At 37.3% G+C, this 17900-nt stretch carries 10 protein-coding genes; 8 read left to right on the top strand and 2 right to left on the bottom strand.

Annotated features, from left to right (window positions below; all coding sequences use genetic code 11):
• Positions 1-228 precede the first annotated feature (228 nt).
• From G4Y78_RS16430 to G4Y78_RS16415, 4 genes are all read left to right on the top strand, one after another.
• The gene (locus tag G4Y78_RS16430) at positions 229-1206 is read left to right on the top strand and encodes an acyl-CoA desaturase (RefSeq protein WP_163834053.1); all 978 of its coding nucleotides are present in this window, start codon (positions 229-231) and stop codon (positions 1204-1206) included.
• Between the two features lie 45 nt (positions 1207-1251).
• The gene (locus tag G4Y78_RS16425; protein WP_163834052.1) at positions 1252-1836 is read left to right on the top strand and encodes a hypothetical protein; all 585 of its coding nucleotides are present in this window, start codon (positions 1252-1254) and stop codon (positions 1834-1836) included.
• A gap of 551 nt (positions 1837-2387) precedes the next feature.
• Positions 2388-2966, top strand: coding sequence for a hypothetical protein (locus tag G4Y78_RS16420; protein ID WP_163834051.1), 579 nt, complete (start codon positions 2388-2390; stop codon positions 2964-2966).
• 512 nt (positions 2967-3478) lie between these two features.
• Positions 3479-4243, top strand: coding sequence for a hypothetical protein (locus G4Y78_RS16415; protein WP_163834050.1), 765 nt, complete (start codon positions 3479-3481; stop codon positions 4241-4243).
• A gap of 162 nt (positions 4244-4405) precedes the next feature.
• On the opposite strand, the gene G4Y78_RS16410 is transcribed toward G4Y78_RS16415, so the two are convergent.
• Entirely contained in the window at positions 4406-5341 is a 936-nt protein-coding gene (locus G4Y78_RS16410) for an IS1595 family transposase (RefSeq protein WP_163830705.1), read from the bottom strand.
• A 27-nt stretch (positions 5342-5368) separates the two neighbouring features.
• Between G4Y78_RS16410 and G4Y78_RS16405 the strand changes: the two genes are divergently transcribed.
• From G4Y78_RS16405 to G4Y78_RS16390, 4 genes are all read left to right on the top strand, one after another.
• On the top strand, positions 5369-12577 hold the full coding sequence (locus G4Y78_RS16405) for a calcium-binding protein (RefSeq protein WP_163834049.1): 7209 nt from the start codon (positions 5369-5371) through the stop codon (positions 12575-12577).
• A gap of 520 nt (positions 12578-13097) precedes the next feature.
• Entirely contained in the window at positions 13098-15089 is a 1992-nt protein-coding gene (locus tag G4Y78_RS16400; protein ID WP_163834048.1) for a M3 family metallopeptidase, read from the top strand.
• 291 nt (positions 15090-15380) lie between these two features.
• Complete coding sequence (locus G4Y78_RS16395) at positions 15381-16043, top strand: hypothetical protein (protein ID WP_163834047.1); 663 nt, start codon at positions 15381-15383, stop codon at positions 16041-16043.
• Between the two features lie 235 nt (positions 16044-16278).
• Positions 16279-16557 carry a hypothetical protein gene (locus G4Y78_RS16390; protein WP_163834046.1) on the top strand — a complete coding sequence of 93 codons (279 nt, stop codon included), beginning with the start codon at positions 16279-16281 and terminating at the stop codon, positions 16555-16557.
• A 48-nt stretch (positions 16558-16605) separates the two neighbouring features.
• Here the strand turns inward: G4Y78_RS16390 and G4Y78_RS16385 are convergent, their stop codons facing one another.
• Positions 16606-17865: a valine--pyruvate transaminase gene (locus tag G4Y78_RS16385; protein ID WP_163834045.1), complete on the bottom strand. Its 1260-nt coding sequence runs from the start codon at positions 17863-17865 to the stop codon at positions 16606-16608.
• Positions 17866-17900: the final 35 nt, after the last annotated feature.

Genomic DNA, 17900 nt, shown 5'->3' with positions numbered 1-17900 from the left:
CGATCTCTGCTTTGACAAATCTTTATGTATATACAACAAAGCTGTACATTAATTTGAGTGATAATATTCCCCATGTCCAATAAGTCCTATCAATAATATATTGTCCATTAGTGCGGTATCTAAGTATTTCTCCTTATCAATGTGATCTGTTTTAGAATGGTTATGCGAAATGCTCTGCTTTATAATTGACCAGCTAATACTATTTATTATTATTTTTTCAGAGTCACAATGGATACCAATAACGAAACCCCTCGTATTAAACCCAGTAATGAGTTAGTCAACCCCGTTGATGGCATAGTTAAGTGGTCATTTTCAAAATCTTTATGGCTAACGGCTCATGGGCTTATTGCACTGATCGGTGGACTATTCACCTTATCCTTGGAAGCTATTCTGGTTTTTTTAACAACCACAGCAATTACCTTATGTTTAGGCCATTCACTGGGGATGCATCGACGACTTATCCATAACAGTTACGAATGCCCAAAATGGTTAGAGTATTTTTTTATCCATTTAGGAACCTTAGTCGGAATGGCGGGGCCATTAGGGATGGTATATAGCCATGACTTACGAGACTGGGCACAACGACAACCCAATTGTCATGATTATTTACGCCATGGCCAAGGTTTTTTAAAAGATGGTTGGTGGCAGTTGCATTGTGATATTCATTTGACTCACCCACCGGAATTTCAACCAGAGCCTGCGATTGCTAACGATAAAGTCTATCAGTGGATGGAGCGCACTTGGATGTGGCAACAACTACCTTGGGCTATTTTATTTTTCTGTATTGGCGGACTCCCGTGGGTAATCTGGGGGATTAGCGCGCGTATTGTAGTATCCGTAACTGGCCATTGGTTAATTGGTTATTTTGCCCATAATCAAGGAGGTCGAGACTGGCATCTAAAAGGCGCCGCTGTTCAAGGCCACAATGTAAAATTCGCTGGGTTAATAACCATGGGTGAATCCTGGCACAACAACCATCATGCTTATCCAGGCTCAGCCATCTTAGGTATTTATAAAGGCCAAACTGATCCCGGTTGGTGGGTATTAAATCGATTAATGAATATTGGCTTAGTTTGGAATGTAAAACTACCCGAAGATATGCCTTATCGCCCTGAATTAAATGCCATCAGTGAGAAAGGCTTGCAAGCCGATTTAGTCAAATCGCCCAAACCTTGTGCGTTGATGAGTAGGTTGAGTTTGGGGTGAGGTTTTAAAAAATTTAGGTAATACCATTTTTGTTGGAGTATAGAGGTGAAGACAAGCTACAAAATAATAGTTGGTTCTATCCTGTCGATACTTGTTTATTTGGCAATATTTCAGCCACGGTTTTATTTGTATACATATGAATATTTTTTTAAAGATTACTATACCGTATTCTTTGAAAATAATGATGAAGTGACTGAGCTTAAAATACCAAAAAAGTATTTCCATCCTTTTGGAATGAAAGAGCCTTACTTTAAACCTGCTGACACTATTTTGCTTCGAGTACCGTATAAAGAGTATGGGATGGATGAAGAGATAAATGGAGGTAACTGGATCTTTGATATTGAATATCTGTCTAAATCTAAATTTTTAGAAATTAAAGAAAATAGACTGTCAGGAAAAGACTACTCGTCAAAAATATTGAGTGGTATTGGAAATTATTATTTTGATCCAATTGAGTACAGTAAGGAATATTATGTTGAATATAGTTCGCGTAACCCAGCATGTAAAGTGTGGGTCTATGAAGATCAGAGCTTAGTTGTTAAATTTCTAATTGATAAGAAAAAAATTAGTGAGCTTAGTTTTTATTTGGAAAAATCAGAGAAAGTTTTAGAAAGCTTAAGGGTGAATTAATAATATTTCTACATTTTATATAAAGAATTTACAGTTAAAGTGTTATGGCTGATTCACAAGATAAGGTTGCACAGATATTTACTATTGACTTCAGTTTAATAAATAGCGTTTTACTCAGACAATAATCAATCGGCAAATTCAATTGATTTGATGGTAGTTATCCTTAGCCATTAGTCATATTTATAGTCCCTTGGTCTAATCATAATATTTAAGTATTTTCCCTTATATTGATGGCCGGAATTTGGATGGTTAGACAAAATAGGTTCCTTTATAATTGGGACAACTGTTCAGTATGGTGATCTAACATCATGGGACATGGGAGAAGCTGAGTGATCTAATGGTGTCTATAAGTTAATTAATAAATATTGCTTAGTTTGGAATGTAGAACTACCGGAAGATATGTCTTATCGATTCGAATTAAATATCATTAGTGAAAAAGGGTTACAAGAGGAATTGGTTAAATCGCCAAAGCCTTGTGTATTGATGAGTCGATCGAGTTCGGGGTGAGGTTTTAAAAATTTTGGTAATATCATTTTTATTGGAGTATAGAGGTGAAGACAAGCTACAAAATAATAGTTGGCTCTATTTTATCGATATTTGTTTATTTGGCAATATTTCAGCCAAGGTTTTATTTGTATACATATGAATATTTTTTTAAGGATTACTATACCATATTCTTTGAAAATGATGGTGATGTGGTTGAATTTAAAATAACAAAGAAGTATTTGGATAACTATATCATGAGAGGAGAGTATTTTAAGTCAGTTGATTATATATCCATAAATGTTCCTTATGAAAAATATGGTATTGACGAAAATGTAAATGGTGGTAACTGGTCCATTAATATTAAAAAAATGACAATTCTTGGTTTTAGTAATATCAAAAAATTTAATTTATCGGATAACTACTTCACTAAGTTTATGAAGGAAGGTGGCTATTACAGTTACTTGCCATGTGATTATAAAAGTGAGTGTTTTATAGAATGTCCAAACAGCCCGTTATGTCGTGTTTGGTATTACTCAGGAAATAAGTTTGCTGTTAATTTTTTGATTGATAAGAATAAAATTAGTGAGCTTAATTTTTATTTGAAAAAATCAGAGCAAGTTATAGAAAGCTTAAGGATGAATTAATAATATTTCTACATTTTATATAAAGAATTTACAGTTAAAGTGTTATGGCTGATTAACAAGATAAGGTTGCACAGATATTTACTATTGACTTCAGTTTAATAAATAGCGTTTTTCTCCGACAATGATCAATAGGCAAATTCCACTCATTTGATGGTAGTTATCCTTAGCCATTAGTCATATTTATAGTCCCTTGGTCTAATCATAATGTGTAAGTAGTTTCCCTTACATTGGTGACCGGAATTTGAATGGTTAGACAAAATAGATTGCTTTATAATTAGGACAGTCGTTCAGTATGGTGATCTAGCATCGTGGGAGAAGCTGAGTGATCTACTGGTGTTTATAAATCAGTAAATATTGGTTTAGTTTTGAATAGAAAGCTACCGGAAGATATGTCCTATTGACCTGAATTAAATGCAATCGGTGAAACAGGCTTACAAGAGGAATTGGTTAAATCGCTAAAGCCCTGTGCATTGATGGGTAGGTTTAGTTTGGAGTGATAAGTGTAAATTATTATGAATAATTCAGTAAAAAGAAACCTCTCAAGTCTTTTAGGTAAAAAGAAAATAATAGTTGCTTTTATCTACGTGCTGATTGTTCTTGCTGTTATCTATTCTTTAAATATTTTAACTGAAGATAGTAATAAAAACAAAAATATTAGTAATAGTATTCCAGAGTTTCTAACAACAACAATGGGGAATACTGTTATGACAATTCCCACGAAATATATGAAGGGCAAGCACAAGACTGTGGGTAAAAATTACAGGGGAGAAGTAGCCAGTGTAAAGCTCTGGGCTCTATTGCCAAATTTTGACTGGTATGACCCTACACGTAATCAGTATGAGTTTATTAAAGAACTTGGAGGGGAAAAACGTATTCATATATCTCTTAGTTTAAGGAATGGTGTTAGGCCAGTACATAAATTTTTAGATAAAGATGGTGGCCAATATTATCAATATAGCTATTTTGTAAATAGTGAATATTCGGAAAATAAATATGGGATAGAGATTTATAAACAGCATGACAAACGTAATAACTGGTACCTCTATAAAGATAAAAAAGGAAATTTACAGTATAAAATGACATGCTATAAGGAAAGAACTGTGCCATCACCAAGTTGCTCTGGATTATGGGAATACAGTGATGATGTAAGAGTTAGAATTGATTTCAAGAAGAAATATTTACCTATTTGGCATCAAATATATACACAAGTGAATAACTTAATTAAAAGTGAACAAAGAACCGCAATATATCTACCTATCAGTTTAAATGGAAAGTAACTAATATGGCTTTAACTATTTCTGAAAGTGTTTTTATAAAGGCTAAAGAGTACATGAAGGCTGGGGATATTTCAGCAGCATGGAAGATACTGGCCAATGCGGGCGATATCTATGCTGATAGTGCCTATAAAATTATTAATGAATACCTAATTATCATCATACCTAAGCTATATTTAGTAGCTTACCTGGTAGTGGAGGTGTTCTCAGTGCTACAAATGCTAGCCTAGGAATAAATTCTACTAAGCTAAATCTTCGATTAAATCGATACTGAAATTCAGCAAGATAACGTTGTGCATATTTAGCGCGAATAGCATGATAAGTACTACGTAAAGCACTTTTTAAGTTTCCAAGGATGGTGTTAACCCAATAAAATTCAGGTTCCTCTACTGATGCACGACCACCACCGCATACAATTTTATCATGAAGACAACCTGCTTCTATGACACCATTAAAACAGGCCAGTCCATCGGAGATTACGGTACTGCCCTTGGCCAAATTCTGCCTACTCCAAGCCGTTATCTCTTCTTTATTAAACCCTTTTAAAATGCTCAGTTTAATTCGTGTCGGTTGACCTTGTTTTGTTGTTTCTACGGCTGCTACAAAAGGTATTTTCCCATCTGCTCCCCTACCTCTTTTGCAACCTGTACGCTCACCACCAAGATAGGCATCATCAATTTCAATAAAACCCGACAATTGCTTGGTGCCTTCTCTTTCTTGCATCACTTTCATGAGCTTATGTTTCATTCTCCAGGCAGCTTGATAGGAAATACCTAAATGGCGATGTAATTCTATGGCTGATATACCTTTTTTGTCTTGGGAGATCAAATACATCCCTTGGAACCAAGTCTTTAATGGTAATTTGGTTGATTCAAAGATAGTACCTGCAGTTACAGATGTTTGCTGGTGACATTTATAGCACTGCTGAAGCTTTCTAGTAGTGAGTTGACAGCATTTGTCGTATCCACAATTGGGGCACTGAAAACCTTCTGGCCATCGCAATTTGTATAAGGTATTAAAGCATTGTTCTTCTGTACCATATTGTTTGAGAAACTCGTTTAAACTCAGGCCTTTTTGAAATTGAACTTTGTTGATAGCCATTATTTATACCTTCTCAATTAAGTTTCCATGCTGTTCAAATATACAGCAGTTAATGGCTTAGGTATAGTGATAATTAGGAATGAATATGGTAACCCGACAACGGCTTTTGCTAAAATTGTTACTGTGCAATGGTATTTACATGCTGGTCAAGAAGCATTGGAGACAAAGTTTTTATCCGTTGGGTTACAACATTTAGAGCAATATATTGCTTTAATTGAAGACGCCGAGCAAGACGGTATGTATCGTTTACCGAATACAGAAGCAATCGAAGACAGTTATAGAAAAGCTGTTGAGGATCATAATCTACCTGCAACGACAGCCATTGACTCACTATTTAGCTTTTTAGATTTAAAGCTAGAAAGTATGGATTTAGGTGAAGCCACGAGTGTTACGGATATTAGTTGGGCAACTATGCTTAAGCTAGAACCTGAAAGGATAGTATATGACTCAAGGGTATTTGAAGATCAAACATTTGACCCACTAATGGAAATACTTACAACCAGTGCCAATGTTTTGTTTTTTTATGAAAAAAACTTTGAGTTTCTCACTGGTTATTGGAGGGAAGGGGGAAATTGGGGGGAAGCTTATGAGTTATTGACGTCATCTTTAGGTGAGATTTTTCCTCAATTTTTAGGTAAGGCAGAGCCAGATGTTATTGCTGCTGGTCTTGGATTGATAGAGTCTATCCAGACAAACTATGATTATGATTCAGCGATAGAAATTCTATTATCTCTTGATAATAATGGCGATGATGCTGATCTTTCACTACAGAAGCTAGTTGTTGCTCTATCAAAGCAGTTTTATAACATTGAACTAGATGTTAGTGGTATGTCTAGAAATGAGGCATTGTTAAAGGCTAAAGAGGTCGTTAAAGATTTTCATGAAAACAACTATGACTGGAAAATAATTGATTTAACAAGCTTATCAGCTCTAGATATCGCACAAAAGTCGGCCCAAAATAATAATGAAGGTAAAGCATTTCGTTATGCTTTGAACAATCAAAATCCATTTGTCATAATTGGAAATAATCACGAGCTACCTATTGGTGTAGAGAGTCAAGCTGACACATTGGAAGATTACTCTAAAGAGTATTTACACGATAGATCTGTATTCCTTAAACTATCGATAGAGAGAAATAAGAATAATAAAAGAGATCATCACCCAATTTTAGGTGTGATTGATGAATTTGCTGCTTATGTGGACCATCAAGATAGTACTAAAATACAAACATTTGCTTTTGCTCCTGCAGATAAAGTAAGTAATCATATTTTTGGTTCTTCAGGCTCTGAAACGTTGGAAGGAAATGATTTAGATGATTTTTTATACGGAGCAAGTGGTAATGATACCCTTAATGGTGGAAAGCAAAAAGACCACTTAGAAGGAGGTAAAGGAAATGACACCCTTACTGGAGGTAAGGGAAATGACACCCTAATCGGCGGTAAAGGCGACGATACTTATATCTACAACACCGGCGATGGCAATGATGTCATTGACGACACCTTTGGTATAAACCAACTAGTCATTAATAATAAAACCATCACTAAAGTGACTCGTATTGCTGATTCTGATCTATACGAAGATGAACAAAATAATCGTTATCTATATTACGATAATCAGTTAATAGTAAGAGTACGTGATGATGATAATACTGGCTCTATCCGATTTAAATCTTTCAATAAAGAAAACAACAGTTTTGGTATTACTTTTGAAGAAGCTGAAGAAATTAAAAAACCGGTAGTAGATGATTCAGCTTTTAATTTTGGTGATGGTGATCCTTCCAAAATACCAGGGTTTACTACCATTTATCGTCTTCAAAAGATTCCTGGCTCCTATGCTTACCGGTATCACTCTGCAAGTCAAAGTTTAAATCAGCTAAATAACCGTTCATTAATTATGGATGCGTCTCTATATAAGCATGATGATGCGCGTAAGGAGAATTATCATTATGGTGAGTGGAGTTCCGCGTTTTTTGGTGGTTTAAAAAATGATGAGCTGAAAGGTGATGATTACCAAGATGCTCTCTATGGATTAGCAGGTGATGATGTCATCTACGGTGGCGGAGACAAAGATACTCTAGAGGGCGGCAGTGGCTCTGACTATATAGAAGGTGGGGAAGGCCAGGATTTAATTTGGGGTTCAGGTGGACGTAACAAATATGAGTGGCAATTGGATGAAAATACTGAGCTGAATCAACATGAATTGCTGGGTGTTGATAAAGCAGGTGATATTAATGTACTGCATGGTAATGGTGGCAGTGACTTTATTACCGGTGGTGAACATACCGATTATGCTTACGGTGGAGAAGGGTTAGATACTATTGCTGGGGGAACTGGTGATGATGTCTTATCAGGAAACCAAGAGAATGACTTAATTTATGGTGACTCACGACAATATGTGGGTTTTAAGGCATTTAAAGGTGAGCATGAATTAAAGCCTGACGTGCGGTTCGTTAAAGATATTATTTATTCAGCTGGTTTAGAAAATCAATACAGCTATAACGATGTGATATCGGGTGGTGAAGGAAATGATGTCCTACTAGGTGAGCAGGGTGATGACATTATCACAGGGGAAACCGGTGAAGATATAATCTATGGTGACCGCCCCAGTACCTATGATGAATTATTTGAGTCAATCCCTCGAAAAGCCTTTGGTGACACGAATAGTCAGCTGGCCACAGAATACCATGGCAGAGATATGCTGTATGGGAATGATGGTGATGATATTATTGTGGGTAATGGTAATGATGACCGTCTCTATGGTGGTGCTGACAACGATACCCTCTATGGTGATGCTCGTGAAGAAGAAAGTGCGGTAGCGGGTAATGATCACTTATACGGCGAATTTGGTAATGACCTTCTGCATGGAGGTGCTGGAGATGATGTACTAGATGGCGGCGAAGGTGATGACCAGCTCTATGGTGATGAAGGCAATGACATCTTATCAGGTGGTGCAGGCACAGACTTTCTAAGAGGTGGTGAAGGGGATGATATTTACCACTTTAAAACAGGTGATGGCTATGATGTTGTTTGGGATACGGAAGGTAACAATATCATTGACTTAACAAGCACTTCTTTTTCTAGTGTGAAAATGGCAGTTAAACCATCATCGCAACAAGGCCAGCAGATTGAAGGAGATGTACTGGCTATTCAATTACCCTCTAAAACGGATGTTATTTACATAGCTGCATTTAATACAAGAACCAGGCAGTTATTACCAGGCGCTGAGCAAATCACATTTAATTTTGCTGACCGACAAAATATTACCATAAGTGATTTTATGGACTCGATTATCTTTGAAAATGGCTCGCCTAAGGATGATGATGTTGAATTTCGTGCAACGCCAGAGCAGCCTAATTTTAAAGCAGGTGATAGTCGTGATAGCCTATATGGTAATGCTCAGTCTAATCATTTAGAGGGGAATGCAGGTAATGACTGGCTTTATGGATATGATGGGAATGATATTCTAGATGGCGGTGATGGTGATGATGTAATTGAAGGTGGTAAAGGTGATGATATTTTACTTGGTGGGGCTGGCAATGATGATTTAGAAGGTGGTCATGGATTTGATAAATTAATTGGTGGTCCAGGTAATGATAGCTTGTCATTTGGAAGTGAAGGTGTTGCAGTATTTGGCACTGGTGATGGTATTGATGAAATTTTTGGTGTTTCATCGTCTTCAGAGCAAAATATAACGCTTCAAATCAAAGATGATATTACTCAAGACCAATTAAGATTTCTTTGGTTTGGCAACGCCTTAGTTATTGGTTTCAAAGATAACTACCAGGACTTTTTTATTTTCGGCAAATATTTAACGGAAGACCACAAAACAAGACTAAGTATTGAGTTACCCAATGGAGATATAATTACTGAGTTTCCTTCGTCAGGATTTTTTGTGGATGAAAAAGAATATGGCAGTTATCGGGGGTATAACTGCTTTATAAATGGTGGTTCTATTGGATATGGGGTTTCAGGGCCTTCGTGGGCAAAACGTATTGATGGAGTTGCCATTAGTGGAACAGATGAAAGTGATATTATGTTTGGCTCCGAAGATAGTGACTATATAGAGAACAAAGCCACTAATGGAGCACAGCAAAATGATTATATTGATGGCCGTGAAGGTGACGATATAATTATTACTCGATACCAAAATGCAACTATTTTGGGTGGTGAGGGTAATGATGAGATTACGTCATACGGCTACGGATGGAATGAGAGTGATGAGAAGGTTTATATTTCTGGTGGAAAAGGTAATGATAAAATAGCCTTATCTGGAAAAGGAACCATTATATTTAATAAGGGCGATGGTAAGGATACGCTCAATATCAACCAATCTGCTCGTTTAGAATTTAAATCTCCTATTACTAGAGGGGACCTCTCTTTCTTTATTGATGGTCAGGATCTACTCATTAATTTTCCTTGGGAAAGTGATCAAATTAGGATTAGCCGATTTATCACTGGTGAAGGGTTACGCTTAGATGGAGTCCCTTTAGTATTTGCTGATGGTAGTGAATTAACAACAAAGGAAATTTATACCGAGCTTTACCAGGCAATAACTAAACCAATTGCTAATCCTGATAGTTATACAATTAAAGAAGATTCCACTATTTCTATTGATGTACAAGAATTACTCAGAAATGACAGGATTGGTGGCGATAACTTAGCCCCATTTATAGTTGAAGTATTTGAGGAAAAAAATGGTCAGTTAGATCGCATGGAGTTCATACCTGATGCTGACTTCACTGGCACAGCCTCATTTAAATATCGGTTGTCAAACGGCTTTAAACAGTCTGAAGGTGAAGTGACAGTTATTGTTGAATCAGTGAACGATGCCCCTATCATCAAACGCCGATTAAACAATATCCGCTGGCAAGCCGGTGATGAATTTAGTTATCGCCTTCCTGCGAATAGCTTTTATGATCCTGATGCTGATGACACGTTAGCACTTGCTGCGACCTTGACTGATGGTAAAACATTGCCAGACTGGTTGCAGTTTGATGTTGAACAACAACGGTTTATTGGTGAACCGCCAGCAGATTTTTCAGGTGACTTAGCCATTAAGCTAACCGCTACAGATAATGCTGGCGAGTCAGTATCTCAATCGTTTACGTTAACCATTTTACCTGCTGATGATACCGAAGACACTAGCAGTACAACAGGTAAAGAAACGACACCTGAATTGAGTGAATTTGCTCAAGTAAAAACCGGCACTAATGATGCTGAACAACTATTGGGTAGTCAGGAAGCTGATTTAATTAAAGGCTTAGGTGGCAATGATCGTATTTTTGCCTTTAATGGTGATGATTATCTACAAGGTGGTGACGGGGATGACCGCCTAAATGGTGGAAATGGATCAGGTCAAACCAGCGATGGTAACGACACCTTAGAAGGTGGTGCGGGTAATGATGTGTTGTATGGTGAAGCCGGTGATGACCATCTGGTAGGTGGCACTGGTGATGATCATTACTATTATGGCGTGAACGGTGGGGTTGATACCATAGACAACACCGGTGGTGGTAATGACTGGTTATTCTTTATTAATGGTATTACTCGCGAGCAATTAAGTTACCATCGTGAAGACGATGATTTAATTGTGCGGGTTGATGGTGATGCAAGCCAGCAAGTACGGGTTTTAAACCATTTTAAAGGCGGTGATTTTGCGATCAAATACATTCAGCCTTCAGGTGGTGGTTATGCCATACCTACATCAAGTATCGAGCGTGAATTAGTTGCACAGCCTGGTGCAGAAACCGAAACCACTGAAAATACTAATACCGATAAAAGCCAAACTACTACTGAAAATAGTGAAAATACCACGGACAGTACTTCAACCACGGGGTCAGGAACCAATACGGCACCTGTCGATATTCAGGTTGATAGTTATGTGCAATTGGGTAGTCATAGCAATGATCTGTTTACAGGTACTGAACAGTCTGAAACGTTCTTAGGTGGTGCTGGTGATGATACCTATGTATTTAAATTGGGTGGTGGTCACGACACCATTATTGATACCCAAGGAAAAAACCGCTTGGTATTTGAAGGTATCCAATTTAATCAGGTAGGCTCTAATTTATTTAAATCGGGTAATGACTTACAGCTAAGTGTCAGTGGCACTGAAGATAAAGTGATCATTAAAGACTTTTTCACTACAGCCAATATTGACACGATAGCCTTTAAAACCGGTGGAGAAATTAAGGCCAGCCAATTATTCGGAATTTTTGGATTATCAATGCCAACAGCTTCAGCAGAAAGTCAGCCAGAAGTAATAGGTGATAATCAAGCGAATACTTTAACTGGTACGGAAGCGGGTGAAGTGATTAAAGGGTTTAGCGGTAATGACTCGATTACTGGTGGTCAGGGAAATGATACGTTAATCGGTGGTCGTGGTGATGACACCTATACCTTCAAGCAAGGTGATGGTGTGGATACCATTATTGGCGAAGGCGGTGGCACGGACACTATCCATTTTGATGGATTTAGTTATCGGGATATTGCCTATAACCTGTTTAAAATGGGTAATAATTTAGAACTGGGTATTAAAGGCGCTGCCGATAAGCTAATTATTAAGGACTTTTTCTTGGGTGGCGATAATGTGGTTGACACCATGACATTTTCTGGTGGTGGACAGTTAACTGCACAACAAGTGTTCCAGGCTTTTGGTATTGATAATCCTAACCCAGTGAAATCACCGAATTACCAGGGGTTACCCAATGAAACTGATTACTCTGTGGTATTTAAAGGTGATGGTGTAAATGAAGCCATTACTGGGTCAAATAGTGCAGATTGGTTGGAAGCAGGGGCTGGTAATGATGTACTGGCTGGTGGTAAGGGGGATGATGTTCTATTGGGTGGCTCGGGGCATGACACTTATCAGTTTAAGGCAGGTGACGGCCAAGACCTGATCAACAACCTAACCACTACACCAGATCAGGATATTGATGTACTGAACTTGTCGGGAATAGCAAAAGATAAATTATGGTTGACTCAGGAAGGCGATGACCTAAAAGTGGATGTTATAGGCTCTAATGATCAAGTGACTATCCAAAATTGGTTTGCTGATGAAGCCTATCGCCTGGATAAACTTGAAACAGAAAATGCCGTATTATCTGCTGATAACGTTGATAGTTTGGTGCAGGCTATGGCTGGTTTTAATAATTATGAAACCGCTGATGGTAACTTAGCACCTGAGGTACAAGCGGCTATAAATCCGATATTAGCTGCTAGTTGGCAAAGTAAATAAACCCGCTTAATCAGTCATTGATAAAAAAGGCTTACCACAACATGGTAAGCCTTTTTTAATGGTAAGAAATAGGACGAGTTATGTCTATGTGAGGGTGTAATATCTTCTAAACGTGTAGGAGTAGGCCTTTGGATTTTCGGGGGCCTGTTTTTTTAATGCTACATCTTTTATCTTTAATGAAGGAGTCAACTAACTATAGTTTTGAAGTTAACTCTTAGAGATGAAAAAGCAGTGAGCTTCCAAAGAGTCGTTAGTATTTAAATTTCAATAATAAACTCATGGATCGCGAACAGTATTACTTAATAATATTGTTCGATACGACCAGCAAAATTTTCAATCATACCATTTAGTCCTATGAAGCTGACCTTTCAGTTAAATATGACGTTTGTTCTAAAAAATGCACTGTTTATTTTTGATATACATCATAAGATGCATGACTTATACTGATCCAAGTCAATAGTTGTATATAGTTGACTAGTTATTAATACGGGAACTCACAGTTAAATATAGATATTTTGTTATGAAAAAAACAGTAAAACTATCATTACCACTTTTTTTTATGATGGGCTGTGCTAGCCTATCGGCTGAAGTAGCAACAGAAGAAAATGCTGCACTAGAAGCAATTCAAGCCTTTTGTAGTAGCAAACTAGCAGAGAATAGACGTTTATATAACCAATTAAAGGCAATTGAAGGTGAGAAAACAGTTAGTAGCTTTTTAGAACCGTATAATCAGCTTGAAATAAAAATGACTGACGCCTATGCGCATGCTCAATTATATGGAGCAACTCATCCCAATACTGATGTAAGAAGTTATGCAAATAATTGTGTGAAAGAATTTGTCAGTCTTTCAAATGAAATAGCATTATCTCAAGCTGTTTATAACGCGTTATTAGCTGTAGATGTTTCTGAAGCAGATGATGAAACTAAACGGTATCATACTATTTTAGTTAATAGATTTAAACTTTCTGGCGTTGATAAAGATGCAGAAACAAGAGAAACAATAAAAAATATCCTAAAAGAAATTGCTGAGACGGGTTTACAGTTTGATAAAAATATTCGTGAAGATGTAAAGGCTCTATTAGTAGACTCTATCGAACAACTTCAAGGGTTGCCTCAGGACTATATTGATAGCCATCAGCCAGGTGATGATGGAAAAATTAGAATAACAACTCAGTATACGGATTATAAGCCATTTATGAGATATGCTGAGAGTGATGACTTACGAAAACAGTTGTTTTTAAAGTATAATCAACGGGGTTACCCTGCCAATGTTACTGTTTTAACTCAGCTAATACAAAAACGCCATGAGTTAGCACAATTACTTGGTTATAATAATTTTGCTGAATATATCACCTCTGACAAAATGGCTGGTACGCCTACTCGAGTCACTAAACTGTTTAATGATGTTGCACAATTAGCTAAACCGGGTAAGGAGAAAGATTATAGAAAAATGCTGGCTTTTCTACAAAAAACGAATAGTGATGCAGAGAAAGTCAATCCTTGGCAGGATAGTTACTTAGAAGATAAAATAAAAACGACAGAGTTTAATTTAGATTCTAAACAAGTGCGTGAATATTTTAGTTATCCTAAAGTACGTGATGGATTATTTGAAATTGTACAAGATTTATTCCAGGTTCGTATTCAACCGAGAGAGGTAGCTACTTGGCATGAATCTGTAGAAGCTTATGAAATATATGATGGTGAAAAGTTAATTGGTCGCTTTTTCCTGGATATGCATCCTCGTGATGGTAAGTATAAACATGCTGCACAATTTCCCTATAAAACAGGTATAGCTGATCAGCAAGTGCCAGAGGCCGTGTTAGTGTGTAACTTTACAAAGGATGGTAAAGCATTAATGTTGCATAGCCAAGTTAGAACATTTTTCCACGAATTTGGCCATTTAATTCATACGCTATTTAGTGGAGAACATAAGTGGGCGGGTATTTCAGGTATCAAAACAGAAAGAGATTTTGTTGAGGCTCCTTCACAAATGCTGGAAGAGTGGATTTGGGATAAAGAGGTATTGCAAACGTTTGCTACAAACGAACAAGGTGAAGTAATTCCAGATACGCTTGTTGCAAAAATGAACCAGGCGAGAAGTTTTAAACTGGGGATGGATACGATGCAACAATTGTACTATGGGGCATTATCATTAAACTTATACAATCAAAACCCCGCAGATTATAATATTGCACAACTTAATCAGACACTTGCGAATGAATATTCTCCTTACGGATATACTGAAGGTACACATCTGTATACTTGGTTTGGCCATTTGAATGGTTACTCTGCAATGTATTACACATACCAATGGTCTAAAGCAATCGCTGCCGACATGTTAACCAAATTTAAGGCAGAGGGTTTAACTAATACTCAAGTGGCTGCAGAATATAGAGAAAAAGTACTGAGTCAAGGGGGAGCCAAACCAGCGGCAAGACTGGTTCAAGACTTCTTAGGCCGGGAATATAGTTTTGAAGCTTATGCTAACCAATTAAATGCATCACAAAATTAATAGAGACTAAATATTATTACCCATTATTTAAATTAGCCATAAGAGCTTATAAAAATAATGGGTAATTTTTTATTGATGACGCCATATTTTTGATTTTTTGTATTAATTAAACAGATGGCTATTTTCTTTTATACCTTTCATATTGACTATCAATTATCAACCTTTTAGCACAATTCACTGGGACTAAAATGCTTAGTTGGATAGCGTGTTTATGTTGTGTATGATGTTGAGTGTTTTTAGTCGTTCGTTATTCAAGTTAAACTTTTTTAACGTTTACAGTATGAAGGTATTATGATGAAACTTCACCAAGTTGTTGCTTATATGTTACTTGCAAGTGGTTTATTAGTTGTCAAGTTAAGCGTTGCACAAACGAACCCTGATGCTACTACCTCTATTAATGCAGAAACATTACGGCCGTTGTTAAATAGTGAAAGAATTAAGTTAAAGTTTGGTAGCTATTGGATAGATGTTCTACAAAATAGCGAAAAAGTCAGGGTTTCTAACTTATATAGTGAAAAAGGCAATAAAAAAACGACACGGACTTTGGCTGTGGTTGTGTACCCTGGCATAATAGCACCGCAGTTTAAGGCTGAGCATCAACAAATTGTGGCTGGAGGCTCAATCGGGGCGACGTTTAAGCAAAGTGGCTGGAAAATTAATAAGCAACATAATTATTTTGGTGAAATAGCTACCTCAAAAAACTTAAGCCAACTTTATACCTTAATGGGAAACATTAAGCCTACACAACTGGCTGTACATATTTATCAGCTGAATGTTACTAAGCAGGGTAAGCAATATCATTATGCCACCATTGCTGAAGTTCATCACCCAGACTATCTGACCATGAAAGACTTGCAAGGGATTTATCAGGGTGACTATCAAAAATTTCAAACAAAAAATAACGCAATCGAGTCTGTGCTCAATATTGTTATTGATAAACTCGAAAATCTATAATTATATAAAGCGAGTAATTTTTACTCAATGGCCCCATTTTAGGGGTTATTTTCCCTCATAAGCGAGGGAGATAATAGAATGCAGGAATCCCTTTAGTAGATTACCTTTGAGGATAAAGGCCATATTTTTTTAGAGCAAATTGATCTTTTGATATGATGGCTGAAAGAAAACATCAATAAGCAATCAAAACTAAGGCCATCTAAGCTTTATATAGAGATAATCAATAAACTAGTTGATGGCGAGCCAAAGCAGTGTGTGGAGTAAGTTAGGGGTGCTGAGCCATGATAATGGCGTGGCTTTGATTAAACGACAATTAAATAAACAGCAGCAACAGTTGATTGGTTATCACCCTAGACCTGTAGTTAACTCAGCTTACCATATCATTTTTTCAAGGCAGATGGTGGGTAATGAACATTTAGTTAATCAAATTAATGATCAGATTAAGGCTAATCAACACTTATTCAGTGCTGATTTACAAAAAATACAACGACAGTGGAAGAGGTGTACTGATTAAACATCAGTGCCTATTCAGTAGATAGGCACTTGTTGAATAATAAGAACGTTAGCTTTCCTGATAGGCTTTTTTCACTTCATCAGCAATAATGTTTAAGCCTTTTGCTACTTTTTCATCATCTTGAGAGTAAGTAATACGGATACACTCTTGTTGATGTCGCCAGTCATTGTCAGTAATGCCAGGGAAAAAGTAATGGCCAGATACCACGATAACCCCTTTATCTTTTAGCCGTTGATAGAGCTCTAAACTGGTGATAGGTAAATCTTTAAACCATAGCCATAAGAACATCGCTCCCTCAGGCTTATGGATATAATAGTCATAACCGTCCAGGGCTTGATGGAGGGTATTAACGGCTTTTTCTACTTTGTTTTGATAAAAGGGTTTAATGATTTCATTGCTCATGGTCAAAATGCTGCTGTCTTTCACCATATCCATGGCTAGTAAACTGCCTGCACTGTTGGTAGCCAGGCTTAAAATGGCATTGATTTTCGTTACTGACTCAATGACAGCCTCGTTGGCAATTACAATTCCAGTGCGGCAAGCAGGCAAGCCCAGCTTGGAAAGGCTTAAGCATAAAATAATATTCTCATTCCAGTAGGGGGTTGCTTCAGTAAAAATTAAGTTAGGGAATGGGGTACCATAGGCGCCATCGATAAATAACGGAATGTCGTGCTGCTTGGCTAGTTTGTCCAAGTGTTCAATTTCTTGATCAGTTAATACATTACCTGTTGGGTTAGTTGGGCGTGATACACAAATAGCACCCGTATTGTCAGTGACCTTTAAATTGGTAAAGTCGACATGATACTTAAAGGTATGCTGGTCGATTAGCTCAATCGATGGGCGGTTAGCCGTGAAAAAATGATCACTTAACCCTGCATCAGCATAACCAATATATTCAGGAGCAAGGGGAAACAGAATCTGTTTCTGGCTACCGTCCGGATATTGACCGGCAAACATATTAAATAACATAAAAAAGGCTGATTGACTGCCGTTAGTCAACGCAATATTACGAGTGGTCAAGCCCCAGCCAAACTGGTTGTTCAATAGGTTAACCAACGCTGAAATAAACTCTTTTTCCCCTTGAGGCGGGTCATAGGTACCAATCAGTCGAACAAACTCTCGGTGATTATCGAGGATGCGGCGAAGTCGGGCTTTAAAGGTTTCCTCCACTTGCGGGATATGAGCTGGGTTGCCTCCCCCCATCATAATCATGGGTTGGTCACTGGCTAGAGCATTACCTAAATCACTCATTAATGATTGAATGCCAGTTTGCCCAGTAAATTTTTCTCCAAAATTGGATAATTTCATTGCTTCCTCGAATACTTAGAGTTGTCTATCCCACT

The sequence above is a fragment of the Spartinivicinus ruber genome (assembly GCF_011009015.1).
Taxonomy (GTDB): Bacteria; Pseudomonadota; Gammaproteobacteria; order Pseudomonadales; family Zooshikellaceae; genus Spartinivicinus; species Spartinivicinus ruber.
This window is presented reverse-complemented; position numbering and strand designations above follow the sequence as displayed.